The sequence below is a fragment of the Streptomyces sp. ISL-66 genome, from assembly GCF_018614135.1.
Classification (GTDB): domain Bacteria; phylum Actinomycetota; class Actinomycetes; order Streptomycetales; family Streptomycetaceae; genus Streptomyces.
On sequence record NZ_JAGGOW010000065.1, the window covers coordinates 31,762 to 57,080 of the forward strand.

A 25,319-nucleotide genomic window follows, 5' to 3' on the forward strand; every position below is an offset into this window, starting at 1 on the left:
CGGCGGCGCGCAGGGGCCCTGTGTGGCCGCCGCCGGCTTCCGGGGCCGTCAGGCGTCGTCCGAGCCGAGGAAGTGGAAGCCGGGGCGCGGGTGCATCAGGAACTCGTGGTGCGAGATGTTCCAGGCGTAGGCGCCCGCGAGTGCGAAGACCACCCGGTCCGCGGTGCGCAGACCGTCCACGGGGGCGCGGTGGGCGAGGACGTCCTTGGGGGTGCAGAGCTGGCCGGCCAGGGTGGCGCGGCCGGTGGTGGTGGCCGGGCGGGCCCAGGGGTGCGGCCAGTCCTCGACGGGCAGGACGGTGAACGGCTGGTCGTGGCCCCGGGTGGCGGGGGTGCGCAGGTGGTGGGTACCGCCGCGAAGCACCGCGAAGTCCTCGCCGTAGCTCTGCTTCACGTCGATCACCTCGGTGGCGTACCAGCCGCAGTACGCGGTCAGAGCCCGCCCGGGCTCGATGCGCAGGGTCAGCCCGGGGTGGCGGGCGAGCAGCTTCTCCAGCCCGGCGCCGAAGGCGGTCCAGTCGAAGCGCGCGGCCGGATCGGTGTAGTCGACGGCCATCCCGCCACCGATGTTGATCTCCTCGAACGTGACGGCGTGGCGCTCGGCGAGTTCGGCGGACCAGTCGGTGATGTGCTCGGCGACCGCCAGCTGGGCGGAGGCGTCCAAGCCGCTGGCCAGGTGCGCGTGGATACCGCGCAGCCGCAGGCGGCTGCCCAGCGGGCCGGCCAGCAGGCGTACGCACGCCTCGGCGCCGTCGGGGTCCATGCCGAACGGGGTGGGCCGGCCGCCCATCGCGAGGGCGACGGAGTCCAGTGATCCCGAGGTGACCGGCAGGTTCACCCGCAGCATGACGTCGACCGAGGCCTGCGGCGTGGCCGCCAGTACGTCCGCCAGCCGGTGCAGCTCCTGTACTCCTTCCACGTGCCAGCGGTGCACCCCGACGCGGACGGCTTCGGTGATCTCGGCCTCCGTCTTGCCGGGACCACCGAAGGCCAGCGGCGCGTCCGGCACGGCCCGGCGCACGTGTGCCAGCTCGCCCCCGCTGGAGACCTCGTAGCCGTCGACCGACCCGCGCAGCGCGGCGAGGACGGCCGGCTCCGGGTTGGCCTTGGCCGCGTAGTACAGCTCGACGCCGGCGGGCAGCGCGGCCCGGACGGCCGCCGCGTGCGTGCGCAGCGCGTCCAGGTCGTACACGTACGCCGGGAGATCGTCCGCGGGGAGCGCGGCGACGTGGCCGAATACCAGGGGGGTGACGGTCATCGGGTGCTCCAGACGGAGGGGTGGGCGGCTTCGGCCAGCACGGACTCGGCGATCGGGGACGACAGCCGCACGTAGTCGGCCGCACGGTCGGCCTTGCGTTCCCAGCGGGTCAGCAGATTGGCCTTGGCGGGAAGCGGCACGCCGGCCAGCAGGGCGCTGAGCCGGGGCGGGCAGCCGTGCTCGTCGGCGTAGGACTGCAGGGCGGAGCGGACCTCCTCCCACAGGGCGCCCTCCAGCTCGGGGTACTGGTCGGCCAGCGCCGCGAGCAGCTCGGAGACGTGGTTGACGAGGAGGCAGTAGACGACCCGGTCCCAGCCGCGCTGCGCGTCGTAGGCCATCGGCCCCGCGACCTGGGGGGGCAGCTGGGCGAGGAGCGAGGCGTTCTGCTCGGGGACGAGCTTGGTGCCCTCCAGGTCGCGGAAGAGGACCTGGGCGGGGTGCCCGTCGCCGTCCACGCCGATCAGCACGTTCTGCAGGTGCGGCTCCAGGACCACTCCGTGGTCGAAGTAGGCGGCCAGCACGGGCGGCAGCAGCAGCCGCAGGTACGTCGCCCACCAGCGCAAGGCCTCCTGCGGCTCGGCGCCGTCGAGCAGGTGGGAGATGTGGGCGGAGCTGGTCGGGTACTCGTCGGCCACGGCCGCCGCGAGCAGCGCGGTGACACCCGGGCGCACGGCGCCGGCCAGGCCGTCGCGGACGATCAGCCCGAAGCCCTCGAACAGGGCGAGGTCGGCGTTTCCGTCGGGGCCCGGCAGGGCCAGGGTGCGGAAGGCGGGCTCGCGCAGCATCGTCGCGTCCGGGAACCTTTCGGCCAGTTCGCCGAGTGCCGGGGCCAGCAGCCTGGTGAGTGCGACCGCGCCGGTCAGCTCGTACGCGGCGTTCTTGCGCAGGCAGTTGGTGATCCGAACGTTCAGGCTGAACTTCAGGAAGGCGTCCTCGCCGTAGAGGGTGCGCACGGAGGCGGTCGCGGTGAACGGGTCGCCGCCGGGGCCCAGGTCCAGGACGTCACCGCGCGCGATGGCCGCCCGCAGGGCGGGGTTGTCGCGCAGCAGCTCGTACTGCCAGGGGTGTGCGGGCAGCAGCCGGTATCCGGCGGGGACCTCGCGCAGCCCGTCGATCATGGCGGTCACGGCCGGGTCGAGGCTCTCCTCGGCGAGGAGGTCCGCACGTACCGCGAGGTGGCGCAGCGGGAAGGAGGCGCGGGCCTCCGGCGCGTACGCGGCCCAGGCGGTCCGGTCCTCGGAGCGCGATTTGGGGGCGGGGTGGAAGCGGTGGCCGAACAGGAGTGCCTGCTCGGACTCGAGGTAGCGGTCGCCGTCGGGCTCGCCCCGGCCGGTCAGTGCGCTGGCGATGCCCTGGTGGCTGGAGGCCACCTGCTCGATGAACTCTTCGTTGCCGACTCCGCTGCGCAGGGTCAGCTCCTGCCCGAGGTGCTCGGCCAGCTCGCGCCAGCTCAGCTCGGCCCAGCCGTCCGCGCGTTCCTCGAAGGCGGGGCCGGTGAAACGGTGGGCGCCGATCAGCGAGGTCCGCCGCAGCGCGACGCGGAGCAGTACCCCGCGCCGGGGGAGGCGGATCAGCAGCCGGCCGTCGACGACGGCGCTCTGGTGCTCGGGGCCGGACACCTCACGCAGCAGGCAGTTGAGCAGGGTGTGCGCCACCGCATGGTCGGCGGCGGGCAGGTCGAGCGCGGGTGAGGCCAGCGGCTGTACGGGCAGAGGCATCAATGACTCCATCGGCTACGGGGGAAACGGGCGAGCGCGGCGGCGCCGAGCGCGGCGGCCAGCGCGGCGGCGGTGCCGATCAACACGGGCGCGGAGGCGCCGAGCGTGCTGTTGGCGAGGGCCGCGACGGCGCCGGCGGCTACCGCGCCGCCCTTGGAGACGAATTCGAGGGTGCCGAACATCCGGCCGGGGGCGCGGCCGCGCGCTGCCTCGGCGGCGAGCACCGAGAGGCAGACGAGGCCGAGGGTGAGCCCGGCGCCGAGCAGCAGGCGCACCAGCACGAAAGTGAGCAGCGAGTGGGTGACGGCATGGCCGGCCAGGCCCAGGGCGACGAAGCCGAAGCCCAGTGCGATTCCGGCCCGGGGGCGGTCGAGGAACGCGGTGTGCACCCGGGCGGCGAACACCAAGTAGCACAGGTGCGGCAGGGCGAACAGCACCCCGGAGACGGTTCCGCAGACGCCGGGCAGCCGTTCCTCGACCAGGGCTATCAGATAGGGAAAGGAGATGACGGTGGAGAAGACGAACACGAACTCGAAGGCGTAGAGCAGGCGCAGCGGTCCCGCCGCCGGTACGGACCCGGTCGCGTCGGCTTCCTCGGCACGCGGTGCGGGCCGGGCCGGTTCGGGCAGCAGGGCCAGCAGGGCGGCGGCGGCCAGTGGAAGGACGGCCATCACCAGGTACTGCCGGTGCGGTGAGATCCACGGGGTCAGCGCCCCGACCAGGATCGGCGCGGCGACCAGCGAGGCCCGGGCACTGCCCTGCATCAGGGTGAGGGCCTTCGACAGCCGGGGGCCTTCGAGGGCGGCGGCGAGGTAGCCGTTGGTGGCGGCGAAGGTGCCCCCGAGGAAGCCCTGCAGTACGAGGGCGACCGTGAAGGCCGGCAGGCTTTGCGCGGCGCCCGCCAGCAGGAAGGAGACGGTGAGGCCGAGCTGGGCGCGCAGCAGGAGCCGCTTGCGGCCGAAACGGTCGGCCAGCCGGCCCCAGAGCGGTGCGCCCAGCGCGCTGAACACGGTCGGCACGATGTAGAGCACGCCGGCCCAGCTGCCGGTCGGGTCGCCGAGCGCGGGCAGGATCGCGGTGAGGTACGGGGGCAGGCCGAGGGCGGCGAACGAGGCGACGAAGTAGCACGCGGCGATGGCGTGCACCTGCCGGCGGTCCAGCCCGTCCGAGTGCCGCCCGGCTGCGACGGAGCCCACCAGGGTGTCGGTGGTCATCGCGCGACCTTCGCCGGCCGGAGGTAGTTGGGGCCGCTGGTGTAGTGCTTGTTGATGTCGGCGGCGCCGGATCTCTGCTTGCTGAGCAGGGTGCCCGCGGTGACCATGGCCTTGACCGGCAGCCGGTCGGCGTCCAGCAGGTCGGCGCGCAGCGCGGCGCCGTCGCCGCGGAGGCGGTCGACGGCCTGGCTCAGCCGCTCGCGGAGCAACCCGAGGGAGGTCTCCAGCGGGATCCGGTCCTGGGCGGACAGGGCGAAGGCGAGTGAGGCCGCGCACAGGTGGCCGGTGATGGTGGTGAACAGGTCGGTGAGCGGGCGGTCGCTGTCGGCGAAGATCCGGGCGTCGTCGAACTCCTTGGGTGCCGGAGCGAATTCGCCCAGGGCGGCGTTCAGGCGGGACCCGTTGATGCGCAGGCCGTCGTTGTCCTTGTAGAGCAGCCGGAGCCTGGTGGCGCCGTCGGCCCGGTCGAACACCAGCGAGGTGTTCTGCTGGTGCGACTCCAGGGCGATGCCGTAGCGGAAGAGGGTGGTCTGCCAGTCGAGGAGCAGGGTCAGGAAGGCGTCGTAGAGGGCGAGGTGGTCACCGTCGTAGAAGCGGTCGGCGAGGTGGTCCACGACCAGTCGGCCGCCGGGCGCCGTGGCCGCGAGTGAGGCCAGCGGGACGGTCACCGCATCCTCCATGCCTTCGGGATAGCGGCGCAGCAGCACGGCCAGCAGCTCGTGGCCGCCTTCCCCGTAGCTCTGCTCGTCCGCGTGCAGGATCGTCGCGGTGAAGCGCGGCTCCAGGCCGATCACCGTCTCCAGTAGGCGCTGTCCGGCGGCGCCGTCCGGCAGTACTCCGGCCTTGATGGTACGGCGGTTGCGCATGCCGAGCGTGGCGGTGGCCAGCGGGAGCTTGAGGTGGCAGCGAGGGTCGCGGGCCACGGCCACGGTCCGCATCGACAGGGTGGGTACGACCTCCAGGTACGGCGTGGGGCCCGGTACGGCCACGCCCTCCAGGCCCGCCTCGCGCAGCGCGTCCGTCAGCGGGGCGCCGGCGGTCAGCGGGTGGACGGGCACGGTGAGGTGGCCTTCGGCCAGTTCGGGCAGGCCGATCGCTTCCGGCGTGGGCCACCAGTCGGGCAGCGGCTCCTCGGTGTGCAGGTCGAACGTGCCGACGGGTACGGCGAACCATCGCAGCAGGAACGACGGGTGGAACTCCGGCGCGTAGGCGGAGAGTTGATCCTCCGTCAGGTCGGCCCGGCCGCGTGCCGTCGGGTAGACCGGGTGGTCCAGGTAGGCGGCCAGGGTGTCCTGGGCGAGCGAGGCGCCCAGCCCCGACCACTGGGCGGGGTCGCCGCCGTAGCGGGCCGCGAGTGCGGCCAGCACCTCGGGCCGCACCTTGTCGTGCAACTCCATGGTGGCGAGTGTCTGCCGGCATTCCTCGGCGAAGGCGTCGTGGCCGCCGCGGTCCTCGGGTTCGGCCAGCTCGCGCAGCGCGGCCAGCACACCGTCGAGGGTCTCCAGTTGGACGCCGTCCACCTCCAGGAGCGGCAGCCGCGCGGCGTACTCGCACTGGAAGCCGTCCTCGGCCACCGGCAGCAGCAGTGTGCTGCTGCCGTCCCGGTCCAGGCGCAGCCACGACCCGTCCGTGCGGCGTACGGGGACGCTGAGGGTGCGCAGACCGAGCAGGTCCTCCCGCAGCAGCGCGGACAGCACCCGCAGCGTCAGTATCCGTTCGGCGCTCACGGGGTGATCTCCCACTGGTGTGCGGCGGCGAACTCGGCCGTCACCCGGCGCAGTTCGTCCAGGTCGGGACCGAGGGCCCAGATCATGCCGAGGTAGTCGCGGTTGGTGCGGTAGTGCGGGTGGCGCTCACCGACGGCCCGCAGGGGGCGGTAGGAGAGTTCGATGCCGTCGATCACCTGGTCGTACGCCTCGGGGGCGGCGTTCAGGGTGCCGGCGCGGTCGGCGCAGACGGCCAGGTTGTGGGCCTGGATGTCCGTGCGGGCGCCGAGGTCGGCGGGAAGCGGCTCGCCGAGGTGCGTGCGCAGCACGTGCTCGAAGTAGGGGATGCCCAGGATCCGGGCCATCGCCAGGTCCGTCCGGTCGCCTATGGCACGGTAGTTCACCTCGATGATCCGGGCGCGGCCGTCGGCCTGGACGACGAACTCGGTGTGGCAGGCGCCGAAGCCGACTCCGAGCGCGTCCAGCTGGGCGAGGATCTGGTCCACCACGGGCCGCGGGTGCTCGTGGGCGAACTCCATCACCTCCTCGATGAAGCCGGGCGGCCCGGAGAGCTGGGTCCGGAAGCCGCCGAGCACGTGCCGCCGGCTTGCGTCGCCGAGGGTCTCCAGCGTCCGCAGTTCGCCGTCCAGGAACTCCTCGACGACGAGGGCGGTGCCCGTACGGCGCTGCTGGATTTCCTTGGCGAGCCGGATCAGGTGCTCCAGGTCCTCGGCCAGCGCCACGTCCTCGCTCGCCACGCCCTCCCTGGGCTTGACGATGCAGGGGAAGGGGATGCCCAGCTCGCCGAGTACGGACGGGTCCTGGCCGGGGGCCAGTTCCGCCGACCGGACGGCGTCCAGCCCGCGGGCCGTCAGGTGGCGGCGCAGCTCGGCCTTGTTCTTGGTCCGCAGGGTGGCCTTCCAGTCCTTGGCCGGCAGCTCGAAGTACTGCGCGGCGAGGGCGGCCTGCGTCTGCAGGTGGTCGCTGTTGGTGAAGACCGCGTCCGGTGCGTGATGGCGGGAGATGCGGCTGACGACCTCGCGGAAGTCCCGGACGTCGCACTCCAGCACCTCGGGCGCAAAGGGCAGTGCGGCGTAGGCGAGGCGGTGCGGGTCGGCGGAGTCGGAGAGGACGGTGACGTCGAGGCCCAGCTCCGCGGCGGCCGGCAGGAAGCCTTCGGTGACGGAATCGGTGGGGTTGAGCGCGAGCAGGTACAGCCGCATGGGGAAACGGTCCTCTCCTGGGGTGGTGGCAGCGGTGGCGCGGTGGGGGCGGGCCAGGCCGGCCCGCCCCCGCACCGGTGCTACTTCGGGGCGTCGACGCCGGCGGCCTTGGCGATGTCGCCCAGCATCTGGTCGGCGGCCTGCACGCCGATGCCGGACATCCAGGTCTCGTCCGGGACGTTGAAGACCTTGCCGTTCTTGACGGCGTTCAGGCCCTGCCAGACGGCGGTGCTCTGGACCTCGTTCTGCTTGGTCTTGGTCGGGTCGTCGGCGACGGTCACGAAGACCAGGTCGGCGTCGGCCTTGTTGATCTCCTCGGCGCTGACGTCCAGCATCGCGGCGTCGACATCCTGCGAGGCGGGACGGGCGAGGCCGACGTCCTTGAGCACGGTGCCGCTGAAGGAGGCCTTCTGGTAGAGGCGGGTCGGGCCGGCCACGAAGCGCACGACCGAGGCGGTCGGGGCGGTGCCGGCGTTCTTCTCCTTGATGGCCTGGCCGAGCTTGGTCGCGCGGGCCTGGTAGTCGTCCAGCGCCTTCTTCGCCTCGGTCTCCTTGCCCAGGGCCTGGGCGTACAGCGCGAGGTTCTCCTTCCAGGGCAGGCCGGTGGTCTCGGCGAGGACAGTCGGGGCGATGGCGTTGAGCTTGTCGAAGACCTTCCCGTGCCGGACCTTCGAGGAGAGGATGACGTCCGGCTTCAGGGAGGCGATCAGCTCCAGGTTCGGCTCCGTCATCGGGCCGACGTCCTTGGTGTCCTTGATCTTGTCCTTGAGGTAGTTCGGGAAGCCGCCCTCGGTCTTCATGTGCGGGGAGACGGCGCCGACCGGCGTGATGCCCAGCAGCGTGACGTCGTCCAGCTCACCGCTGTCCAGGACCACCACGCGCTTGGGCTGCGCCTTGATCTCGGCGGTGCCGGCGGCGTGCTTGACGCTACGCGGGAAGGTGGCGGCGGATCCGGCGGCGCTCTGGCCGGCGGCGGGCTTCGCGGCGTCCGGGCTGTCGCTGTTGCCGCAGGCGGTGAGCAGGGTGGTGGACAGGGCGAGGGAGAGGACGGCGACGGGCAGTCTACGGGCGAGGGCGGTGCGAGCCATGAGGATTCCTGACTGTGTTTCGGGCAGGGCTGTTTCGGGCAGAGCGGGAGCCCGCGGTGAGAGCGGGACCCGAAGGGGGGGGCCGGCGATCGGGGAGGATCAGACGGTGGCGGTCCGCGGGCTACGGGCGCCGGCGGGGATACGGGCGCACGGGATGACCAGCGGCGTGCCGGTCTCGGGGTCGGGGACGACCTGACAGGGCACCTGGAACACGGATTCGACGAGTTCCGCCGTCAGCACCTCGGCCGGCGGTCCCGCGGCCGCGAGCCTTCCGGCGTGGAGGACCACGAGGTGGTCGGCGTAACGGGCTGCCTGGCCGAGGTCGTGCAGCACCATCACGACCGTGCGGCCGGCCTCCGCGTGCAGGTCGGCGACCAGGTTCAGTACGTCGAGCTGGTGGCGCAGGTCCAGGAAGGTGGTCGGCTCGTCGAGCAGCAGGAGTTCGGTGTCCTGGGCCAGGGCGAGGGCGATCCAGGCGCGTTGGCGCTGGCCGCCGGAGAGCTGGTCCACCGGCTGGTCGCGCAGTTCGGCGGTGCCGGTGCGCTCCAGCGCCTCCTCGACCGCCGCCTGGTCGGCCTTCGACCAGGGGCTGAGCATCCGCTGGTGGGGGAAGCGGCCGAGCCTCACCAGCGACTCGACGGTGATCGCCTCGGGCGTGACGGGCTGCTGGGGCAGCAGGCCCATCCGGCGGGCCAGTGCCCGCGCGGACATCCGGTGGACGTCGGCGCCGTCCAGCGTGACCGTCCCGGACGCCGGGTCGAGCAGCCGGACCAGGCCGCGCAGCAGGGTGGACTTTCCGCACGCGTTCGGGCCGACGATCGCCGTCACCGCGTTGCCCGGAAGCGTCAGGTCGAGGCCTCCGATGATCTCCCGGCTGCCGTAACGCAAGGTGAGGTTCTGGGTGGCCAGCTGGTTGGCGGTCATGAGTCGTTCCTCTGGGGGAGCCGGCCCTGTCGGATCATCAGCCACAGCAGCCACGGCGCGCCGAGGGTCGCGGTGACGGCGCCGACCGGCAGGCCGTGGACGGGCAGTACGTGCAGGACCAGGAGGTCGGAGGAGAGCAGCAGGACGGAGCCGACCAGCGCGGTCAGTGCCAGCGTCGCGACGGTGGGCGGGCCGGCCAGCAGCCGGACCAGGTGGGGTACGGCGAGCGCCACGAAGGCGACGGGGCCGGTGAGCGCGGCCGCCAGCGAGGCGAGCGCGATGGTGAGCAGCAGCAGCCAGAGCCGGTCCCGGTTCGGGTTGAGGCCGAGGCCTCCGGCGGAGTCGTCGCCGAGGTCGAGCACGGAGACCCGGCGGTTCATCAGGAAGGCTCCGGCGGCGGTCAGCGCGATGGCACCACCGGCCGCCCACACCTCCGGCCAGTTGCGTCCGTACAGCGAGCCGGTGGTCCACTGCATCGCCGAGGTGGCGAGTTCCGCGGGGAAGCGCACGATCATCAGGTTGACGGCCGCCGCCAGGCCTTGCTGCACCGCCAGGCCGACCAGTACCAGCCGGGTGACGGCCATCCGCGAGCGCCAGGCGAAGCCCCCGAGCAGCAGGGCGGCGAGCAGTCCGCCGCCCAGTGCGGCCAGCGGGATCATCGCCTGCGAGGCGCCGGTGGCCAGCATGAGCGTCGCGCCGAACGAGGCGCCGCCGGTGACGCCGATGGTGTCGGGGGACGCGAGCGGGTTGCGGAACAACCGCTGCAGCATCGAGCCGGCCACCGCCAGACCCGCGCCCGCGATCAGCGCCGAAACCACCCGGGGCGCCCGGAACTGACGGACGACCAGTACGTCGCCGGGGTCGCCCAGGCCGGCCAGCGCACGCAGCGCGTCCCAGACGGACATCTTCACCTGGCCGGTGCCCAGCGCGATGCCCGTCAGCGCCACCAGAACGACGGCCGCGATCGCGCACCAGACCAGCGTGCGGTTGCGCGCCCTGGACCGGGCGCTGCGGCGGCGGGGGGCCGGCGCCGTCTCGGGGGTGGCGAGGAGGGCGGTCATCGCGCCACCTTCCGGGCCAGTACGGCGAGCAGGGGCGCACCGAGGAAGGCCGTCACGATGCCGACCTCGATCTCGGACGGGCGGGCCGCCACGCGGCCGAGCACGTCGGCGGCGAGCAGCAGGACGGGACCGGCGATCAGGCAGCCGGGCACCAGCCAGCGGTGGTCGCCCCCGAGCATCGGGCGGACCAGGTGCGGTGCGGCCAGGCCGATGAAGGCCACCGGCCCGGCGACCGCCACCGCGCAGCCGGCCAGCAGCACCACGGCGAGTCCGCCGATCAGCCGGATCCGGGCGACCGGTACGCCGAGCGACTGCGCCGTCTCGTCGCCGAGGGCGAGCGCGTTGAGCGCGGGGGCAATGGCGAAGGAGGCCAGCAGGCCGAGCGCGACGAAGCCGAGGACAGGGGTGAGTACGTCCAGGTTGCGGCCGCCGATCGAGCCCGCCAGCCAGAACCGGGCCTCATCGAGGGTGCGGTGGCTGGCGAGCATCAGCGCGGACGTCCAGGAGGTCAGCACCACGGTCAGTACGGTGCCGCTGAGGGCGAGGCGGACCGGGTCGAGGTCGCCGCCCCGGCGTGACATCGCGAAGGCGGCGAGGGCGGCGGCGGCCGCGCCGGCGAAGGCGAACCACAGGTACTCGATCGGCCGGTCGAGGCCCAGCGTGAAGATGGCGGTGACCACCGCGAAGCTCGCGCCGGCGTTGATGCCGAGGGTGACGGGCGAGGCCAGCGGGTTGCGGGTGACGCCCTGCGCGACGGCCCCGGCCACCCCGAGAGCGCCCCCGACCACCAGACCGATGAGGGTGCGCGGAACCCGAAGCCCCGTCACCACATCGGCGTCGCCGCCGCGCCCGCCGCCGAACAGTGCGTCGAGCACGGTGGGCAGCGGGATCGGACGCGTTCCGAGGGCGAGGCTCATGGCCGTGCACAGCACGAGCGCGCAAAGGCCCGCGGTCAGCAGCAGGAGCCGCCGTACCGCTGAGGACCCCTGCGCCGTCGGCGCTGTGGAAGCCGGTAGATCGAGTTTCAGCACGAGACGTAATATTAGGGTAGGTTTACCTAAGTTCGTCAAGTCCTGTTCCGTACCGAGAAGTCGGTGCGCGCATCGATCTGCCCGTAACTATAAGGTGAGCCTCACCTTAGTCGATGTTGGTCAAGGTTTGGAGCCGTCATGCCCGAGACGCAGCTGATCCGGCCGTGCGCCGTCGATCTGCCGGGCGGAACCTACCGGCGTCTCACGGAGCGATCCCCCGGCCTGCACGTCGAATTGACCACCACGGAGCCGCCCGCGGAAGCCGGGCGCGACTGGATCAGCGTGGCCGACCTCGACCGCTGCCACGAGCGGCTGATCGCCGAGGAGACGGCCCGCATCCAGGCCGGATACGACTGCGTTCCCCGCCGACACGTGGCGGCCTCCCGACTGCTGCACCATTACCTGTGGTCGCTCTGTCTGCTGGTCAGCGGCCCCTGGTATCTGGACCGCAGGGTGCCCCGGATCCGGCCCGAGGACGTGTGGATCGACTCCCGTACCGGTGACCTCGCGCTTCGCCCCGGCGATTTCGCATGCCTGGCCGGCGACCTCGCGGCCGGCCTGCCCGGCGTCCGGGTCCTCGCCGGGGAGGACGAGCTCCGGGCCGAACTGCGGGCCGTCGTCGCCGAACACGTCACACCCCTACTCGCCGTCTTCCAGAGCGCGTTGAAGCGCGGCCCGCGTGCCCTGTGGGGCATGGTCACCGACGACCTGGTATCCGGCATCTGGCATCTGGGGCGCATGCTCTGCGAGGAGGATGCCGCCGTCCGCGCGGCCGGCGCCGTACTGCCGGGCGATACCCCGCCCTTCCCCGGCGCCGCGTCGTTCCGTCGCCTGCCGGGCACGGACGGCCGTACCCACCAGACCCGCACACGGCTCGGCTGCTGCCTGTACTACGCCATCCGCCCCGCCGAGGCCTGCGTCACCTGCCCGCGCACATCCGACGCCGAACGCGTCCGGCGGCTGGAGCGGCAGGATGCGGGAGTCGACAGCCCGGCGGCCTGACTCCCCCTCGCCTCCCCGCTGTTCGCCCTGCCGCGATGCCGACCTCCCCTCGTGCCGGTGACGACCACGACCTCTCCGGCGAGCCGTGTCACGGCACGGCCGGGTCCTTGCCCTTGCAGGGGCCCCAGTCCCACCTTCATCTCGGCGGACTGCAAGTCGCGGACCGACCAGTCGTTGAAGTTCGCGTAGACGCAAGGGGAGTTGGAACCTTCTCCCGGCCGTCACCGTACGTGTTCAGGCGAGGAGTTCGAGAGCTTGGCCGGAATCGGGCCCCACCAAGTCCAGCGCGCAGATCAATGCCGCCTTCCGCACGAGGGTTCGTCCTCGTGCGGAAGGCGGCTTTTCCTTCTGACGCACCATCAGGAAAGCGCGTCGGGCGTCCGTCAAACGTGCATCACGGGCGCCAAGACATCGCCCGTAACGCACACACCGCACGTCATGCACACCGCCCTGACCCGCAGGTCAGGCGTCCTTGGCCACCCGCTCCAGGATGGCCACGCACTCCACGTGGTGCGTCATCGGGAACAGGTCGAAGGCGCGCAGGGTGCGGACCTTGTAGCCGTTCTCCTGGAAGTAGGCGAGGTCGCGGGCCAGGGCCGCCGGGTCGCATGCCACGTAGGCGATGCGGCGCGGGTTGAGGCCCGCCACGTGGCGGACCGTCTGCTTGCCGGCGCCCGCGCGGGGCGGGTCGAGGACGACGAGGTCGCACTCGGTGATGCCCGTCTTGGGGAGGATCTGCTCGACCTTGCCCTGCTCGATGCGCACCCGCGGGAAGTCGGCCAGGTTGTGCCGGGCGTCCTCGACCGCGCGCTTCGTCGACTCGATGCCGAGCACCGCGCCGGTGTCGCCGAGGCGCTCGGCGAGGGCGCCCGCGAAGATGCCGACGCCGCAGTAGAGGTCGAGGGCCATCTCGCCCTTGCGCGGCATCAGGCCCTGCATGACGGCCTTGATCAGGGTGTCCGCGGCCTGCGGGTGGACCTGCCAGAAGCCGCCCATGCCGACGCGGTAGGTGCGGCCGTCCGCACGCTCGCGGACGAAGGGGCGGCCGTGGACGCGGTGGACGCCGCCGTCCTTCTCCTCGACGCGCAGGACGGAGACCGGCTTGTCCAGCTCCACGAGCGGAAGGCGGCCGCCGGGGCGGGGAGTGAGGACGACCTGGCGGTCGCCCGAGCCGGACGCGGCGATGGCCTCGACGGTGGCCATCTGGGGCCAGTCCTGCTGCTCGATGCCGAGCTCGCTGACGCCCGGCGCCGCGATCATGCAGTGGTCGATCGGCTCGATGTCGTGCGAGCGGTGCTTGCGCAGGCCGACGCGGCCGTCCTCGTCGATGGCGAACTGTACGCGCGTGCGCCACTGCGGGACCTCGCCGGCGGGCACCTTGTCGCCCTCGGCCGGCATGACGGTGCCGTCCCAGCCGGCCTGCTCCGGGGTGAGCCCGGCGAGCCGCAGCAGCTGTTCGGCGATGACCTCGCCCTTGAGCCGGCGCTGGGCGCCCGGCTTGGCGTGCTGCCAGTCGCAGCCGCCGCACTTGCCGGGGCCGGCGTACGGGCACGGGGCCGGGGTGCGGTCCTTGGAGGGGTCCAGGACGGTGACGGCGTCGGCGCGCAGGAAGCGGGAGTCCGCGTCGCCCTCGGTCACGCGGGCCACGACCTTCTCGCCGGGCAGGGTGTGGCGGACGAACAGGACGCGGCCCTCGGCGGTCCGGGCGATGCAGTGCCCGCCGTGTGCGACGGGGCCGACCTCGACCTCGTACTCCTCCCCGACCAGTGACTGCTTCTCGTTCTGCTCCGTCATGGTGGGAAAGCTCCAAGGCTAAGTAAGGAAGGCAAAATGCGGAACGGCCGGACGACCGACCCACCAGTTTACGTGGATCTCGTCCGGCCGTTCGCCACCCCTGTACGGGGACTACTTCTGTACGGGGACTACTTCCCCGCGGGGTCCTTCGGCCGCGTACGCGGAGTGTCGACCGGGCCGCGGCGCACCGCGCCCGGGGCGTTCCACTCCGCCCGCTTCTTCGCCCGCTTCTTCGCGAGCTCCGAGGACTCCAGCTGGTACGGCACCGATGTGACCATCACACCGGGAGTGAACAGCAGCCGCCCCTTGAGCCGCAGGGCGCTCTGATTGTGCAGCAGGTGCTCGTACCAGCGCCCGACGACGTACTCGGGGATGTACACGCTGACCGCGTCGCGCGGGTTCTCGCTGCGCAGGCCCTTCACGTACTCCACGACGGGGCGGGTGATCTCCCGGTACGGCGAGTCGAGGATCTTCAGCGGGACGTTGATCCCGCGCCGCTCCCACTCCTCGCGCAGCGCCTTGGTCTCGACCGGGTCGACGCTGATGCTGAGCGCCTCCAGGGTGTCCGACCGGGTCAGCTTGGCGAAGGCCAGGGCCCGCAGGGTGGGTTTGTGGACCTTGGAGACCAGGACGATGGAGTGGACCCGTGAGGGGCGCACGCTGTCCTCGCTGGGGCCCTCGGCGGCCGCGATCTCGCTGGAGACGCGGTCGTAGTGCTTGCGGATCGCGGTCATCGTTCCGTAGAAGATGACCATGCCCAGCAGGGCGACCCAGGCGCCGTGGATGAACTTGGTGGCCAGTACGACGACCAGCACCATGCCGGTGAAGAAGGCGCCGAAGGTGTTGATCGCCCGTGAGCGGTGCATCCGGCGGCGGGCGGCGGGGTCGCGCTCGGAGCGCAGGTGGCGGTTCCAGTGCCGGACCATGCCGATCTGGCTCAGGGTGAAGGAGACGAAGACGCCGACGATGTAGAGCTGGATCAGCTTCGTGGAGTCCGCGTCGTAGACCCACACCAGCAGCATCGCGGCGCCCGCGAGCAGCACGATGCCGTTGGAGAAGGCGAGCCGGTCGCCGCGCGTGTGCAGCTGGCGCGGCAGGTAGCGGTCCTGGGCGAGGATCGAGCCGAGCAGCGGGAAGCCGTTGTACGCGGTGTTGGCGGCGAGGAAGAGGACGAGCGCGGTGGCCGCGGCGAGCACGATGAAGAGGAAGCTGCCGTTGCCGAAGACGGCCTCGGCGACCTGGGAGATGACCGGGTGCTGGACGAAGTCCGTGCCGACCGGGACGCCGTTCTCCAGGAGGTCCGTGGCGGGCTTCTCCGCCATCTTGACGTCGGTGGCCATGGCCAGGCCGATGATCCCGCAGAACATCGTGACGGCCAGGGCGCCCATGAGGGCGAGGGTGGTGGCCGCGTTCTTGCTCTTGGGCTTGCGGAAGGCCGGGACGCCGTTGCTGATGGCCTCGACGCCGGTCAGGGCGGCGCAGCCGGAGGAGAAGGCCCGCAGCAGCAGGAAGACCAGTGCGAAACCGGCCAGGCCCTGGTGTTCGGGCTTGATCTCCAGATCGGCCGTCGGGGCACGCATCGTGTCGTCCATGACGAGGCCGCGCCAGGCGCCCCAGGCGATCATCACGAATACCGCGCCGACGAACACGTAGGTGGGGATGGCGAAGAGATTCCCGGATTCCTTCACGCCGCGCAGATTCATCAGCGTGAGGAGAATGATCATGATCATCGCCGAGAGCACCTTGTGCTCGATGACGAAATCGACGGCGGAGCCGAGGTTTTCCACTCCGGAGGAGATCGAAACGGCGACCGTGAGGACGTAGTCGACGAGCAGGGCGCTCGCGACGGTCAGACCGGCCTTGGGCCCGAGATTGGTGTTGGCGACCTCGTAGTCACCGCCGCCGCTCGGATAGGCATGGACGTTCTGCCGGTAGGAGGCGACCACCGTGAACATCAGCACCACGACCGCGACGGCGATCCAAGGGCTGAAGTGGTACGCCGACACACCCGCGATCGACAGGACCAGCAGTACCTCGCCGGGGGCGTACGCCACCGAGGAGAGCGGGTCGGATGCGAAGACAGGAAGGGCGATCCGCTTGGGAAGGAGTGTTTCTCCGAGGCGGTCGCTGCGTAGCGCCCTGCCGATCAGGATCCGTTTGGGCACGTCGGTCAGTTTGGACACGCAGAGGATCGTAAGCGTTCGAAATCAGACTGACGAACCCCCCACCCCCATCTCGCATGAAGTCCCTCCGCATCCAGGGCAAAGAGACACCCCCTCCGGCGCAAATGGTCACACTGGTGACCGCCCGTGTGTAGCTTGGGCCATGGTCTGAGACCCTGTTAAGCCAGAGCAGCAAAGAGGCTGGAAACCAGCGAGCCGCTGACAGCCGGAAGGACGGCCGTGCACATCGTCATCATGGGCTGCGGAAGAGTGGGCTCCGCTCTCGCACAGACCCTGGAACAGCAGGGGCATACGGTCGCCGTCATCGACCAGGACCCCACCGCCTTCCGCCGGCTGGGGGCATCCTTCGGCGGCCGCCGCGTCACCGGAGTCGGCTTCGACCAGGACACCCTTCGCGAGGCCGGCATCGAGGAGGCGGGCGCCTTCGCGGCGGTCAGCAGCGGTGACAATTCCAACATCATCGCCGCCCGCGTGGCCCGTGAGATGTTCGGCGTCGAGAACGTCGCCGCCCGCATCTACGACCCCAAGCGCGCCGAGGTCTACCAGCGTCTGGGCATCCCCACCGTCGCGACCGTGCGGTGGACCGCCGACCAGATGCTCCGCCGGCTGCTGCCGTCGGGCGCCGAGCCGCTGTGGCGCGACCCGAGCGGCGGTGTCCAGCTCGCCGAGGTGCACACCTCCGCCGCCTGGATCGGCCACAAGGTCAGCCATTTGCAGGAGGAGACCGGCGTCCGCGTCGCCTTCCTCACCCGGCTGGGCGAGGCCATGCTGCCGACGTCGGCGACCGTCCTCCAGGAGGGCGACCTCGTCCACGTGATGATGCGCACGGACGAGATCGACAAGGTGGAGGCGTCCTTCGCCGAGGGTCCTGAGGAGGCACACGCATGAGGGTCGCGATCGCCGGAGCCGGTGCGGTGGGCCGCTCCATCGCGGGCGAGCTCTTGGAGAACGGCCACGAGGTGCTCCTCGTGGACAAGGCGCCGACCGCCATCTCGGTCGAGCGGGTGCCGCAGGCCGAGTGGCTGCTGGCCGACGCGTGCGAGATCACCTCGCTCGACGAGGCGGCGCTGCAGCGGTGCAACGTGGTCATCGCCGCGACGGGTGACGACAAGGTCAACCTCGTCGTCTCGCTGCTGGCCAAGACCGAGTACGGGGTCCCCCGGGTCGTCGCCCGCGTGAACAACCCGAAGAACGAGTGGCTCTTCAACGAGTCCTGGGGCGTGGACGTCGCCGTCTCCACGCCGCGCCTGATGTCGGCACTCGTCGAGGAGGCCGTCAGCGTCGGCGACCTCGTACGGCTGCTGCGCTTCAGCCACGGCGACGCCAACCTGGTCGAGCTGACCCTGCCCGCCGACTCCCAGGTCGCCGGCAAGCAGATCAGCGAGATCACCTGGCCCGAGGACACCTCGCTGGTCACGATCATCCGCGGCAACCGGGTGCTCACCCCGCACGGCGAGGAGACCCTGGAGCCGGGCGACGAGCTCCTCTTCGTCTCCGCCCAGGCCCGCGAGGAGCAGCTGGAGGACCTCCTCCAGGCCGCGGACTGACCCGTAGTACCCCGGAGCGCGGAACGCGTGGAAGGGGCGGCCGACCATTCCTGGTCGGCCGCCCCTTCGTGCGTTCCGGGGTACTAGGCGGGGGTACTAGGGGTACTACGCGGGTGCTCAGGCCCCGTGGCCCTTGGCGGCGGCCTTGGCCGCCTTCTCGGCGGCTTCCGCCGCCTCCCATTCCGCGATCACGTCGATCGGCGGCGGCGCCTTCGCCAGGAAGACCCACGTGAAGTACACCGCCAGCACCATCGGCGGCAGCTTCAGGGCGATCAGCACCCAGCCCAGCTGCGTGGCGTCCCCCCACCAGTACAGCGGGAAGAGGATCGCGTACTTCGCGAGGAAGATGATCCCCCAGGCCAGAGAGGCCTTGGTGTACGCCTTCTTGCGCCCCGGGTTGCGCGTGCGCCAGGACAGGTTCTCCTTGAACACGGGTCCCAGTACGACGCCCAGCAGCGGGAAGCCCACCAGCGCGGACAGCGTGAAGGCCACGCCCAGCCCGGCCCCGTAGATCATGCCCGGCAGGTAGAAGCCCTTGGCGCTGCCCGTGAACAGGGCGAAGGCGACGCCGACGCCCACGCCGAAGACCCCGCTGAAGGCGTGCTTGACCGTGTCCTTGCGCAGCAGCCGCACGATCACCAGCAGGACCGCGACGGCGCCCGCGGCGATCGCGGACAGCTTCACGTCCTTGTTGACCGTGTAGATCATGACGAAGAGCAGCCCGGGAAGCATCGTCTCCACGGTGCCCCGGATGCCGCCGAAGGCATCGAAGAGGGCCGCCTGCGTCACGGCCTTCTGGTCCGCCGACGGCTCGGCGGCGGGATCCACGGCCGGCGTGGTCGGCGTCGTCGGCGTGCCGGCCGTGTTGGGCGTGCCCGGCGTGTTGGGCGTAACCGGCGTGTTGGGCGTAACCGGCGTGTTGGGCGTAACCGGCGTGTTGGGCGTAACCGGCGTGTTGGGCGTAACCGGCGTGCCGGCCGAATTCGGCGTGGTCGGCGAGGTCGGCGAGGTCGGCGTGGTCGGTTTGTCGAGTGACGTCACCGTCAGTGCTCCTGTCCGAGCGGTCGGAGTTCGTACTTCGGGTTGAAGAGCACCCGACGGCCGTGGCTCATCGAGATCCGCCCGGAGGCGATCATGCGACGGCCGGGTTCGATTCCCACGATCGAGCGACGCCCGAGCCATACGACGTCCAGCGCGGCCGAGCCGTCGAACAGCTCGGCCTCCAGAGCGGGGACGCCCGCGCGGGGCCGCAGGGTGACGGTCCGCAGGGTGCCGGTCACCTTGACGATCTGCCGGTCGTGGCAGTCGTAGATCCGCGTGCACCCCGCGGCTTCCGCGTCCTCCTGCAGCTCAGCCGAGTGCAGGTCCTCCTGCGAGGTGGACAGCCGCTCTATCATCCGGCGGAACCGGCCCGCCGGCCTGGCGGGTTTCGCCGGCTTGGCGGACTTCTCGGGACGCGGTTCAGCACTCATACAGGAAGCCTACCGGCGCGCCCACTACCTCTCGAAGCGGTATCCCATGCCGGGTTCGGTGATGAAGTGCCTCGGGTGGGAGGGGTCGGCCTCCAGCTTGCGGCGGAGCTGCGCCATGTAGACCCGCAAGTAGTTGGTCTCGGTCCCGTACGAGGGGCCCCAGACCTCCCGCAGCAGCTGCTTCTGGCTGACCAGCTTGCCGCCGTTGCGGACCAGGACCTCCAGCAGGTGCCACTCCGTGGGTGTGAGGCGTACGTCGCGTCCTTCGCGCACCGCCTTCTTCGCCGCGAGGTCGACCGTGAAGCCCTCGGTCTCGACGATCACCTCGCCGTCGCCGGCCCCGGCGGAGGGTTCCGCCCGCCGGACGGCCGCGCGCAGCCTGGCCATCAGCTCGTCCATGCCGAAGGGCTTGGTGACGTAGTCGTCGGCGCCCGCGTCCAGGGCCTCGACCTTCTCGTCGGAGCTGTGCCGGGCGGACAGCACGAGGATCGGGACGCGGGTCCAGCCGCGCAGTCCCTTGATCACCTCGACCCCGTCCATGTCGGGCAGGCCGAGGTCGAGGACGACGACGTCGGGGTGGCGGGCGGCCGCCAGCTCCAGGGCGCTCGCCCCGTCGCCGGCCGCGTCGACCTCGTACTTGCGCGCCTTCAGGTTGATCACGAGGGCTCGGACGATCTGGGGTTCGTCTTCCACCACGAGCACCCGGGTCATCGAGGTCCTGCCTTCTGCCGTATCGAATCAAGATCAAGATCTACGGGGCTCCGCGCGAGGCCGTCTCCGGATCCCTCGGGCCCGGCCGGCCCGGCCGGCCCCGCCCGCCCCGACGGCCCCGCCCGCCCCGACGGCGCGCTGCGCCCCTCGCCGTCCACGCTCACGTGGACCTGCGGCCGCCCGCCGGCCGCCGCCCTCAGGGTGAGCACCATGGTCAGCCCGCCGCCGGGGGTGTCCTCGGCGGCGAGGGTGCCGTCCATGGCCTCGGCGAAGCCGCGCGCGACCGCCAGCCCCAGCCCGACGCCGGCTCCGCGCGGCGCGTCGCCGTGCCGTTGGAAGGGGGCGAAGATCCGCTCCTTGGCCTCGTCGGGCACTCCCGGCCCACGGTCGACGACCCGTACCTCGACCCGGTCGCCCAGGAAGCTGGCCGCCACCAGCACCGGCTCCCCCGCCGGGCTGTACTTGACGGCGTTCTCGACCACGTTGGCCACGGTCCGCTCCAGGAGCCCCGGATCCACCGCCACCATCGGCAGGGTCTCCGGAACGTCCAGCAGCACGCTTCCCTCGGGTACGCCGCCCAGCGCCATCGGGACCACCTCGTCGAGGTCGATCTCGCGGATCAGCGGGGTCACCGTGCCGGTCTGCAGCCGTGACATGTCCAGCAGGTTGCCCACCAGGTGGTCGAGCCGGTCGGCGCCGGCCTCGATGCCCTCGAGGAGCTCCGCCCGGTCCTCCTCGGACCACTCCACGTCGTCGGAGCGCAGGGAGCTGACGGAGGCCTTGATCGAGGCCAGCGGCGTCCGCAGGTCGTGGCTGACGGCGGCCAGCAGCGCGGTCCGGATCCGGTTGCCCTCCGCCATCCGGCGGGCCTCCTCCGCCTCCCCGACCAGCCGCTGGCGGTCGAGCACGACGGCGGCCTGGGCGGCGAAGGCGCCGAGCACCCGGCGGTCCTCCGCGGGCAGCACCCGCCCGGACAGGGCCAGCGCCATGTGGTCGCTGATCGGCAGTGCCACGTCGGCGTCCTCGGGGCGGGTGACCGGGTGGGGGCCGACGCTGCCGGCGGACTGCCAGGGCTCGACCTCGCCCTCCCGCTCCAGCAGGGCCACGGACTCCATGGCGAAGGTCTCGCGCATCCGCTCCAGCAGCGCGTCCAGGGTGGTCTCGCCGCGCAGCACGCTGCCGGCCAGGAAGGAGAGGATCTCGGACTCGGCGCGCAGCCGGGCGGCCTGGTGGGTGCGGCGGGCGGCCGCGTCGACGACCGAGGCCACGGAGCCCGCGACGCCGAAGAAGACGGCGATGGCCACGATGTTCTTCGGGTCCGAGATGGTGAAGCGGTGGAGGGGCGGGGCGAAGTAGTAGTTCAGCAGCAGGGATCCGACGGCGGCCGAGGCCAGCGCCGGGTAGAGCCCGCCGAGCAGCGCGGAGGCCACGGTCAACGCCAGGAACAGCAGCATCTCGTTGGCGAGGCCGGGGTCGTTGTCGATGTGGGTGAGCAGCGTCGCGAGCACCAGCGGCAGCACCACCCCGGCCACCCAGCCGGCCACCCGCCTGGCCCGGCCGAGCCGGGCCGCCGAGCGGACCAGGGGCAGGCCGCGCCCCTTGGCGACCTCCTCGTGCGTGACGATGTGCACGTCGAGGTCGGGCCCCGAGTCGCGGGCGACGGTGGCCCCGACCCCGGGACCGAAGACGTTCCGCCAGGAGCGGTGGCGGCTGGAGCCGAGCACGATCTGGGTGGCGTTGACCCCGCGGGCGAAGGCGAGGAGCGCTTCGGGGACGTTGTCGCCGATCACATGGTGAAACGTTCCGCCGAGGTCTTCGACCAGCGTCCGCTGGACCGCGAGCTCCTTGGGCGAGGCCGCGGTCAGCCCGTCGCCGCGGGCGATGTAGACGGCCAGGATCTCGCTGCCGGAGCCCTTCGCGGCCACCCGGGACGCGCGCCGGATCAGGGTGCGCCCCTCGGGTCCGCCGGTGAGGCCCACGACGATCCGTTCGCGAGCCTGCCAGGTGGAGCGGATGTCGTGCTCGCCCCGGTACTGCTGGAGGTACTCGTCCGCCCGGTCGGCGACCCAGAGCAGCGCGAGCTCGCGCAGCGCGGTCAGGTTCCCGGGGCGGAAGTACTTGGACAGGGCCGCGTCGACCTTGTCCGACGTGTAGATGTTGCCGTGCGCCATGCGGCGGCGCAGCGCCTGCGGGGACATGTCGACCAGCTCGATCTGGTCGGCGCGGCGCACCACCTCGTCAGGGACGGTCTCCCGCTGCCGCACGCCCGTGATCGACTCCACCACGTCGCCGAGCGACTCCAGGTGCTGGACGTTCACGGTGGTGATCACGTCGATCCCGGCCCGCAGCAGCTCCTCGACGTCCTGCCAGCGCTTGGCGTTGCGCGAGCCGGGGACGTTGGTGTGCGCCAGCTCGTCCACCAGGGCTATGGCCGGCCCCCGGGCGAGGAGCGCGTCCACGTCCATCTCGGTGAAGGCGGCGCCCCGGTAGGCGAGCTCGCGGCGCTCCACCTGTTCCAGACCGTGCAGCATGACCTCGGTGCGCGGCCGCCCGTGGTGCTCCACGAATCCGACGACGACATCGGCGCCGCGCTCCACCCGGCGGTGGCCCTCCGCGAGCATGGCGTACGTCTTGCCCACTCCGGGTGCCGAGCCGAGATAGATCCTTAGCTTGCCGCGTCCCATGCGCTCATTCTCCGGGACGTCCACCCCGTTCACGCGCCGATCGGGGCGTATGCGCCGATCCTGACGGATCCCTGACGCCCTTGTCCGGCACCTGTCCGGCACCTTGCCCGACACGCGCGGACGGGCGCCCCGGAAACGGCCGTGGGCCGCACCCCGGCAGGGGCGCGGCCCACGGCCGGCCGTACGGGTTCACGCCGGGGTCAGCGGACCTCGGTGATCTCCGGGCCGCGCTCCAGCTGGCCCATGCCACCGCCGAAGCGGGAGCCTTCCGGGCCCTGCTCCTCGGTCTGCACGCCGTCCGGCACCATCTGCGCGTCGTTCGGCAGCTTCAGGACGATCGGGTCGCGCGGGGCCATCGGGCCGTCGCCGCGGACCACGACGGTGTCCAGGAAGATCCGCTCCAGCACGCCGGCCGACTCGGGACGCACCGCGCCCTGGCCGGAGATGACACCGCGCAGGAACCAGCGCGGGCCGTCCACACCGACGAAGCGGACCAGCTGGGCGCCGGTCTGCCCGTCCGGGAGCGGTACGGGCACCTGCGCGCGCAGCTCCCAGCCCAGCGGACCCTCGACCTCGTCGATGATGCCGCCCTGCTTGGTGATGCCCTCGGCGATCTCCTCGCGGACCTCGCCCCAGATGCCCTCCCTGCGGGGGGCGGCGAAGGCCTGCAGCTGCACGGCGCTGTCCCCGAGCACCACGGTCGCGGCGACGATCGCGTCACCGGCGACCTCGACGCGCAGCTCCATGCCGTCGACACCCGGTACGAGGATGCCGCCGAGGTCGACCCGGCCGTCCTCGGGGTTGCCGGGGACCTCCGCGACGTCCCACGGGCCGTCGGGCCGCGGGGCCGGCGGCAGGTTCACCCTGCGCGGCTGTACCCCGTCGCTCTCCGGCGTGCCGTCCTGCTCATCGGCGCCGACGCCGTCGACGACCTGCTCGGCCGCGCCGCCGTCCTTGACGGAGTCGTTCTTCTTGCGACGTCCGAACACGTCACTGTCCTTCCCGGTCGGATACGACCGAAGCGTAGCCATTCCCACCCTGCTGACCAGCGCCGGATCCGGCCACGGCCGCATGACCACCGGTGGAGCCGAAACCCCCCTCGGCCCGCGCCGAGTCGGGAAGTTCCGCCACCTCGTGGAAGCGCACCTTCTCGACCCGCTGGACAACCAGCTGGGCAATGCGGTCGAAACGCTCGAACCTGACGCTCTCGCGCGGGTCGAGATTGACCACGATCACCTTGATCTCCCCACGGTACCCGGCATCCACCGTCCCGGGGGCATTCACGAGCGCGAGCCCGCAGCGGGCGGCCAGGCCGGAGCGCGGGTGCACGAAGGCCGCGTACCCGTCGGGCAGCGCGATGGAGACTCCGGTGGGCAGCACGGTCCGCTCGCCGGGCTCCAGTTCGGCGGCCACGGTGGTGACCAGATCGCAGCCGGCGTCGCCGGGGTGCCCGTAGGCGGGGACCGGCACCTCCGGGTCGATGCGCCTGATCAGCACGTCGACGTCGGCACGGGCGCTGTGGTTGTCAGACATCAGGGGTTCACCTCGAAGGCGCGTGCGCGCCTGACCTGGTCCGGGTCGGCCATCGCCGCCCGGATCTCCTCGGGCCGTCCGTTGTCGATGAAGTGGTCGACCTTCACCTCGATGAAGAGGGCGTCCGCGCGCAGCGCGACGGGCCCCTGCGGACCGCCTATTCGACCGACCGCGCTGGAGTAGATCTTCCGGCCGGCGACGGCGGTGACCTCGGCCTCCAGGTACAGCACGGTGTCCACGGGCACGGGCCGGACGAAGTCCGTCTCCAGCCGGCCGGTGACGGCGATGACGCGCAGCAGCCAGTTCAGGGAGCCGAGGGTCTCGTCGAGCGCGGTGGCGAGGACGCCGCCGTGGGCGAGGCCGGGCGCGCCCTGGTGGGCGCGCTTGACGGTGAACTCGGCGGTGACGCGCACGCCCTCCCCCGCGCGGGCCTCCAGGTGGAGTCCGTGGGGCTGGCCGTCGCCGCAGCCGAAGCAGTGCTCGTAGTGCGCCCCGAGGAGCTCGCCGGGCGCGGGGGCCTCGGGGTGCCTCACCGGCACGGTGGCATCGGCCGGGGGCGTCAACGCTGTCTTTCGTCCACTCACAGCCGCAGACCTTACCCGCGCGGCTACCCGCCGGTCGCCCCGTGGGAGGCTTGACGGCATGCAGCTCTCGCCCGCGCACCACGACGAACGCCTGACCGCCCCCGCTTCCTGGTGGGGCATCGCCGCATTGACCGGTCTCGCGTGCGCGCTGATGCTGCTGCCGCTGGGGACGATGCCGCTGCTGGCCGGGCTGGTCGGCGGCACCGCGCTGACGGGGCTGCTGGTGAGTTCGTACGGTTCCCAGCGCGTGCGCGTGGTGGGCGGCGCGCTGGCCGCGGGGGACGCGCGGATCCCGGTGGCCGCCCTGGGCGATCCGGAGGTCCTGGACGCCGAGGAGGCGCGCGCCTGGCGGACGTACAAGGCCGACACCCGCGCCTTCATGCTGATGCGCGGCTACGTGCCGACGGCGGTCCGCGTCGAGGTCACCGACCCGGCGGACCCGACCCCCTACGTCTACGTGTCCACGCGCGAGCCCCAGGCCCTCGCGGCGGCCATCCGCGCGGCGCAGGCCGAGGCCTGACGTCCGGCGTCTGCGCCGGGCCTCTCGGCACGCTCGGCCGGATCCTGGCGGGGAGGCGGCCGGGGGG

At 72.0% G+C, this 25,319-nt stretch carries 22 protein-coding genes; 4 read left to right on the forward strand and 18 right to left on the reverse strand.

Going from position 1 to position 25,319, the window contains the following annotated elements:
• Positions 1 to 48: 48 nt before the first annotated feature.
• From J7E97_RS13410 to J7E97_RS13450, 9 genes are all read right to left on the reverse strand, one after another.
• Complete coding sequence (locus tag J7E97_RS13410; RefSeq protein ID WP_215026370.1) at positions 49 to 1,257, reverse strand: type III PLP-dependent enzyme; 1,209 nt, start codon at positions 1,255 to 1,257, stop codon at positions 49 to 51.
• On the reverse strand, positions 1,254 to 2,975 hold the full coding sequence (locus tag J7E97_RS13415; protein ID WP_215026373.1) for an IucA/IucC family siderophore biosynthesis protein: 1,722 nt from the start codon (positions 2,973 to 2,975) through the stop codon (positions 1,254 to 1,256). The genes J7E97_RS13410 and J7E97_RS13415 overlap by 4 nt, the downstream gene beginning before the upstream one ends.
• Positions 2,975 to 4,189, reverse strand: coding sequence for an MFS transporter (locus tag J7E97_RS13420; RefSeq protein ID WP_215026376.1), 1,215 nt, complete (start codon positions 4,187 to 4,189; stop codon positions 2,975 to 2,977). The genes J7E97_RS13415 and J7E97_RS13420 overlap by 1 nt, the downstream gene beginning before the upstream one ends.
• Entirely contained in the window at positions 4,186 to 5,916 is a 1,731-nt protein-coding gene (locus J7E97_RS13425; RefSeq protein WP_308346488.1) for an IucA/IucC family protein, read from the reverse strand. Before J7E97_RS13425 ends, J7E97_RS13420 begins: the two co-directional genes overlap by 4 nt.
• Complete coding sequence (locus tag J7E97_RS13430; protein ID WP_215026382.1) at positions 5,913 to 7,118, reverse strand: acetyl-CoA carboxylase biotin carboxylase subunit family protein; 1,206 nt, start codon at positions 7,116 to 7,118, stop codon at positions 5,913 to 5,915. Before J7E97_RS13430 ends, J7E97_RS13425 begins: the two co-directional genes overlap by 4 nt.
• A gap of 80 nt (positions 7,119 to 7,198) precedes the next feature.
• Positions 7,199 to 8,206: an ABC transporter substrate-binding protein gene (locus tag J7E97_RS13435; RefSeq protein ID WP_215026385.1), complete on the reverse strand. Its 1,008-nt coding sequence runs from the start codon at positions 8,204 to 8,206 to the stop codon at positions 7,199 to 7,201.
• A 99-nt stretch (positions 8,207 to 8,305) separates the two neighbouring features.
• Entirely contained in the window at positions 8,306 to 9,130 is an 825-nt protein-coding gene (locus J7E97_RS13440; RefSeq protein ID WP_215026389.1) for an ABC transporter ATP-binding protein, read from the reverse strand.
• Positions 9,127 to 10,191 carry an iron chelate uptake ABC transporter family permease subunit gene (locus tag J7E97_RS13445; RefSeq protein WP_215026391.1) on the reverse strand — a complete coding sequence of 355 codons (1,065 nt, stop codon included), beginning with the start codon at positions 10,189 to 10,191 and terminating at the stop codon, positions 9,127 to 9,129. Before J7E97_RS13445 ends, J7E97_RS13440 begins: the two co-directional genes overlap by 4 nt.
• Positions 10,188 to 11,153 (reverse strand): FecCD family ABC transporter permease, encoded by a 966-nt coding sequence (locus tag J7E97_RS13450; protein ID WP_374224152.1) that lies wholly within the window; start codon positions 11,151 to 11,153, stop codon positions 10,188 to 10,190. The genes J7E97_RS13445 and J7E97_RS13450 overlap by 4 nt, the downstream gene beginning before the upstream one ends.
• Positions 11,154 to 11,360: 207 nt before the next feature.
• Here J7E97_RS13450 and J7E97_RS13455 point away from each other — a divergent pair, with 207 nt between their 5' ends.
• Positions 11,361 to 12,224 (forward strand): (2Fe-2S)-binding protein, encoded by an 864-nt coding sequence (locus tag J7E97_RS13455; protein WP_215026394.1) that lies wholly within the window; start codon positions 11,361 to 11,363, stop codon positions 12,222 to 12,224.
• Positions 12,225 to 12,686: 462 nt separating this feature from the next.
• Here J7E97_RS13455 and J7E97_RS13460 read toward each other — a convergent pair whose 3' ends face one another.
• Together J7E97_RS13460 and J7E97_RS13465 are read right to left on the reverse strand one after the other, a co-directional pair.
• The gene (locus J7E97_RS13460) at positions 12,687 to 14,018 is read right to left on the reverse strand and encodes a class I SAM-dependent RNA methyltransferase (RefSeq protein WP_215026397.1); all 1,332 of its coding nucleotides are present in this window, start codon (positions 14,016 to 14,018) and stop codon (positions 12,687 to 12,689) included.
• Positions 14,019 to 14,146: 128 nt separating this feature from the next.
• Entirely contained in the window at positions 14,147 to 16,201 is a 2,055-nt protein-coding gene (locus J7E97_RS13465; RefSeq protein ID WP_215026400.1) for an APC family permease, read from the reverse strand.
• A 219-nt stretch (positions 16,202 to 16,420) separates the two neighbouring features.
• Here J7E97_RS13465 and J7E97_RS13470 point away from each other — a divergent pair, with 219 nt between their 5' ends.
• Together J7E97_RS13470 and J7E97_RS13475 are read left to right on the forward strand one after the other, a co-directional pair.
• Positions 16,421 to 17,089 carry a TrkA family potassium uptake protein gene (locus J7E97_RS13470; protein WP_215026403.1) on the forward strand — a complete coding sequence of 223 codons (669 nt, stop codon included), beginning with the start codon at positions 16,421 to 16,423 and terminating at the stop codon, positions 17,087 to 17,089.
• Positions 17,086 to 17,748, forward strand: coding sequence for a TrkA family potassium uptake protein (locus J7E97_RS13475; RefSeq protein ID WP_215026406.1), 663 nt, complete (start codon positions 17,086 to 17,088; stop codon positions 17,746 to 17,748). Before J7E97_RS13470 ends, J7E97_RS13475 begins: the two co-directional genes overlap by 4 nt.
• Before the next feature lie 117 nt (positions 17,749 to 17,865).
• On the opposite strand, the gene J7E97_RS13480 is transcribed toward J7E97_RS13475, so the two are convergent.
• From J7E97_RS13480 to J7E97_RS13510, 7 genes are all read right to left on the reverse strand, one after another.
• Positions 17,866 to 18,576, reverse strand: a complete 711-nt coding sequence (locus tag J7E97_RS13480; protein ID WP_215026408.1) for a DUF3159 domain-containing protein — start codon at positions 18,574 to 18,576, stop codon at positions 17,866 to 17,868.
• A gap of 215 nt (positions 18,577 to 18,791) precedes the next feature.
• Positions 18,792 to 19,220 (reverse strand): OB-fold nucleic acid binding domain-containing protein, encoded by a 429-nt coding sequence (locus J7E97_RS13485; RefSeq protein WP_215026410.1) that lies wholly within the window; start codon positions 19,218 to 19,220, stop codon positions 18,792 to 18,794.
• Positions 19,221 to 19,244: 24 nt separating this feature from the next.
• Positions 19,245 to 19,931 (reverse strand): response regulator, encoded by a 687-nt coding sequence (locus tag J7E97_RS13490; protein WP_215026411.1) that lies wholly within the window; start codon positions 19,929 to 19,931, stop codon positions 19,245 to 19,247.
• The gene (locus tag J7E97_RS13495) at positions 19,928 to 22,615 is read right to left on the reverse strand and encodes a sensor histidine kinase KdpD (RefSeq protein ID WP_215026413.1); all 2,688 of its coding nucleotides are present in this window, start codon (positions 22,613 to 22,615) and stop codon (positions 19,928 to 19,930) included. The genes J7E97_RS13490 and J7E97_RS13495 overlap by 4 nt, the downstream gene beginning before the upstream one ends.
• A gap of 200 nt (positions 22,616 to 22,815) precedes the next feature.
• Entirely contained in the window at positions 22,816 to 23,604 is a 789-nt protein-coding gene (locus tag J7E97_RS13500; RefSeq protein ID WP_215026426.1) for a DUF3710 domain-containing protein, read from the reverse strand.
• Between the two features lies 1 nt (position 23,605).
• On the reverse strand, positions 23,606 to 24,148 hold the full coding sequence (dut, locus tag J7E97_RS13505; protein WP_215026430.1) for a dUTP diphosphatase: 543 nt from the start codon (positions 24,146 to 24,148) through the stop codon (positions 23,606 to 23,608).
• Positions 24,148 to 24,732 (reverse strand): PaaI family thioesterase, encoded by a 585-nt coding sequence (locus J7E97_RS13510; protein WP_215026433.1) that lies wholly within the window; start codon positions 24,730 to 24,732, stop codon positions 24,148 to 24,150. The genes dut and J7E97_RS13510 overlap by 1 nt, the downstream gene beginning before the upstream one ends.
• Before the next feature lie 58 nt (positions 24,733 to 24,790).
• On the opposite strand from J7E97_RS13510, the gene J7E97_RS13515 reads away from it, so the two are divergent.
• Positions 24,791 to 25,252: a DUF3093 domain-containing protein gene (locus J7E97_RS13515; RefSeq protein WP_215026438.1), complete on the forward strand. Its 462-nt coding sequence runs from the start codon at positions 24,791 to 24,793 to the stop codon at positions 25,250 to 25,252.
• The last annotated feature ends 67 nt before the right edge of the window (positions 25,253 to 25,319 follow it).

What these genes read in the sequence shown, in the direction of transcription:
- J7E97_RS13410 (WP_215026370.1), bottom strand. Translation starts at nt 1,257, where the DNA reads ATGACCGTCACCCCCCTGGTATTCGGCCACGTCGCCGCGCTCCCCGCG.
- J7E97_RS13415 (WP_215026373.1), bottom strand. Translation starts at nt 2,975, where the DNA reads ATGCCTCTGCCCGTACAGCCGCTGGCCTCACCCGCGCTCGACCTGCCC.
- J7E97_RS13420 (WP_215026376.1), bottom strand. Translation starts at nt 4,189, where the DNA reads ATGACCACCGACACCCTGGTGGGCTCCGTCGCAGCCGGGCGGCACTCG.
- J7E97_RS13430 (WP_215026382.1), bottom strand. Translation starts at nt 7,118, where the DNA reads ATGCGGCTGTACCTGCTCGCGCTCAACCCCACCGATTCCGTCACCGAA.
- J7E97_RS13435 (WP_215026385.1), bottom strand. Translation starts at nt 8,206, where the DNA reads ATGGCTCGCACCGCCCTCGCCCGTAGACTGCCCGTCGCCGTCCTCTCC.
- J7E97_RS13440 (WP_215026389.1), bottom strand. Translation starts at nt 9,130, where the DNA reads ATGACCGCCAACCAGCTGGCCACCCAGAACCTCACCTTGCGTTACGGC.
- J7E97_RS13445 (WP_215026391.1), bottom strand. Translation starts at nt 10,191, where the DNA reads ATGACCGCCCTCCTCGCCACCCCCGAGACGGCGCCGGCCCCCCGCCGC.
- J7E97_RS13455 (WP_215026394.1), top strand. Translation starts at nt 11,361, where the DNA reads ATGCCCGAGACGCAGCTGATCCGGCCGTGCGCCGTCGATCTGCCGGGC.
- J7E97_RS13460 (WP_215026397.1), bottom strand. Translation starts at nt 14,018, where the DNA reads ATGACGGAGCAGAACGAGAAGCAGTCACTGGTCGGGGAGGAGTACGAG.
- J7E97_RS13475 (WP_215026406.1), top strand. Translation starts at nt 17,086, where the DNA reads ATGAGGGTCGCGATCGCCGGAGCCGGTGCGGTGGGCCGCTCCATCGCG.
- J7E97_RS13485 (WP_215026410.1), bottom strand. Translation starts at nt 19,220, where the DNA reads ATGAGTGCTGAACCGCGTCCCGAGAAGTCCGCCAAGCCGGCGAAACCC.
- J7E97_RS13490 (WP_215026411.1), bottom strand. Translation starts at nt 19,931, where the DNA reads ATGACCCGGGTGCTCGTGGTGGAAGACGAACCCCAGATCGTCCGAGCC.
- J7E97_RS13495 (WP_215026413.1), bottom strand. Translation starts at nt 22,615, where the DNA reads ATGGGACGCGGCAAGCTAAGGATCTATCTCGGCTCGGCACCCGGAGTG.
- dut (WP_215026430.1), bottom strand. Translation starts at nt 24,148, where the DNA reads ATGTCTGACAACCACAGCGCCCGTGCCGACGTCGACGTGCTGATCAGG.
- J7E97_RS13515 (WP_215026438.1), top strand. Translation starts at nt 24,791, where the DNA reads ATGCAGCTCTCGCCCGCGCACCACGACGAACGCCTGACCGCCCCCGCT.